The organism is Frankia sp. AgKG'84/4 (assembly GCF_023242965.2).
GTDB lineage: Bacteria > Actinomycetota > Actinomycetes > Frankiales > Frankiaceae > Frankia.
The window spans coordinates 1-2,478 of sequence record NZ_JALKFU020001221.1 but is presented as its reverse complement, the minus strand read 5'-3'; the positions used below and the strand labels follow the sequence as shown (position 1 = coordinate 2,478).

The window sequence follows — 2,478 nt, the reverse complement described above, 5'->3', positions numbered from 1 at the left end:
GTAGCGCACGCCGAACATCACCACGAGGGTCACCGTGCCGCCCAGGGGCGGGACGCTCAGGGGCATCGGCCGGGGCGACGGGCGAGCAGGCCGGCGGCGGCCGGGTCGTCATGGAGTCCTCGCCGCGCTGGAACGGACTGCTGGATCCGGCCGGAGCCGGCGGTGACAACCTGAAGGAGATCGTCGGCGTGGGCCCGGTGATCGAGACCCGGCTGCGCAGCCTGGGCATCACGACCTTCGGCCAGCTCGCCCAGATGGGCGACACCGACGTGGTGCGACTGGTCGCCGCGCTGGATGGGTTCGGCGAGCGCATCATCCCCGACGACTGGATCGGTCAGGCCCAGGATCTCCAGGCCCGCCACTACGGCGGCGTCTACTGACCGCACCTGCCGCGGGGGGGCGGGCGCCCGCCGCAGCGGGTGGGACCCCTTCCGGCGGCCCGAACCCGGGCGGCGTTGCCCCACCGGCCCGGGACAGCGCCTTCGGCGCGGACCTCATCGTGCTCGCGCCCGTCGGACCACCCGCCGTCGCGCCCGACGCCAGCCTCGAACTCGAGCGCCTCGGGGAGGCGCACCTGCTGGCCGGGGTGCGGGAGGGCACCGGGGTGGTGGGGCCCCTCGTCGTCCCGGCCCGGACCGCCTGCCTGCACTGTCAGCATCTTTATCGGCAGGCGGCCAACCCGGTCTGGCCGCTGCTCGCGATGCAGCTCGTTCGACCCCGCGACGCGGGACACGATCCGTGTGACGTCACGCTCGCGAGCATGGTCGCCGCGCTGGCGGTCATGCAGGCGCTGGACTACCTGGACCACGCCGGTGGGCCCACCGGCGAACCGCGCGCCACCCCGGGTCCCCGCAGATCGGAGGAACCGGACACAAGGCGCATGGACACCCGGTCCGAAACTGAGATTTACAACACACAGTCGCCCGTATCGTCCGTTCTTCCCGCTACAGCCGACGGGACACTGGAACTGGCGTCCCCGGGCTGGCGGATCCGGCGACGGAGCTGGCCGGTGCACCCCAACTGCCCCTGTCGCAGCGCGCGAACGGCCGCCCGGCGGGCCTCGCCCGACCCGGGCGCCAGGCCGGGCTGACACACCGGCGCGCCACGCCGAGATCCGGGCGTGTCGCGCCAGGCGCCTGTCCATCACCGCGGGCGCCGCCCGCTACGGCCCAGGAGGGGGCACGATGGAGTGGTGTCCGACATCCCGCGGCGGGCCGTCGTCCGCACCGCCAAACTGGCCACGCTTCCCCTGGGGATCGCCGGCCGGGCCACGCTCGGCGTCGGCAAACGCATCGGGGGTCGACCCGCCGAGGCGGTGGCCTCCGAGTTGCAGCAGCGCACCGCCATGCAGATCTTCCGCGTGCTCGGGGAACTCAAGGGCGGGGCGATGAAGCTCGGCCAGGCCCTGTCGGTCTTCGAAGCGGCGCTGCCCGACGAGGTGGCGGCGCCCTACCGGGCGGCGCTGACGAAGCTGCAGGAGGCCGCGCCGCCGCTGCCCGCGGCCGTGGTGCACCGCGTCCTCGCCGAGGAGCTCGGTGCGGACTGGCGGTCGCTGTTCGCCGAGTTCGACGACGTTCCCGCCGCTGCCGCCAGCATCGGCCAGGTGCACCGGGCGGTCTGGTCCGACGGCCGGACTGTCGCGGTGAAGGTGCAGTACCCGGGGGCCGGGGCGGCGTTGCTGGCCGACCTGACCCAGTTGGGGCGGGCCGCCCGGCTGTTCGGTGCGGTCTCCCCCGGGCTGGACATCAAGCCACTGGTACGGGAACTGAAGGCACGCATCACCGAGGAGCTGGACTACCGCCTGGAGGCGGCCTGGCAGCAGGCCTTCGCCACGGCCTACGCGAACGACCCGGACATCGTCATTCCCCGCCCGCTCGCCGGGGCGGACAGGGTGATCGTCAGCGAGTGGCTCGACGGGATCCCGCTGTCCACCATCATCGCCGAGGGCACCCCCGAGCAGCGGAACGCCGCCGGACTGCTGCTGGTCCGTTTCCTGTACTCGTGCCCGGCCCGCGCCGGGCTGCTGCACGCCGACCCACACCCGGGCAACTTCCGCCTGCTGCCCGACGGCCGGCTGGGGGTGCTCGACTTCGGCGCGGTCAACCGCCTGCCCGACGGCCTGCCCGAGCCGATCGGCCGGCTGGCCCGCCAGACCCTCGACGGCGACGCGCACGCCGTCGCCGCGGGGCTGCGCGAGGAGGGGTTCATCCCGGCGGCCACCGAAGTCGATGCCGGCGAGCTGCTCAACTATCTCGCGCCCATGCTGGACCCGATCGCCGACGAGGAGTTCACCTTCTCCCGCGCCTGGCTGCGTGGGCAGGCCGCGCGCCTGAGCGACTGGCGCTCCGCCGCCGCCCAGCTCGGGCGCCAGCTCAACCTGCCGCCGTCGTACCTGCTCATCCACCGGAATGGTGCCCGCAAGTCTGCGGGTGTCCTCCCCGATCACGCGGACCGGGCCGATGCCCTGGGCCCGTAGGT

At 73.9% G+C, this 2,478-nt stretch carries 2 protein-coding genes and 1 pseudogene; all 3 read left to right on the top strand.

What is annotated here, in order from left to right:
• The coding region (locus tag MXD58_RS28975) for a helix-hairpin-helix domain-containing protein (protein WP_518478712.1) at positions 1 to 380 on the top strand (380 nt) is incomplete at its 5' end.
• A gap of 119 nt (positions 381 to 499) precedes the next feature.
• Positions 500 to 1,090 (top strand): bacteriocin biosynthesis cyclodehydratase domain-containing protein, encoded by a 591-nt coding sequence (locus MXD58_RS28970; protein WP_308302071.1) that lies wholly within the window; start codon positions 500 to 502, stop codon positions 1,088 to 1,090.
• A 102-nt stretch (positions 1,091 to 1,192) separates the two neighbouring features.
• A pseudogene (locus tag MXD58_RS28965) lies at positions 1,193 to 2,407 on the top strand (ABC1 kinase family protein); the annotation flags it as partial.
• Positions 2,408 to 2,478: the final 71 nt, after the last annotated feature.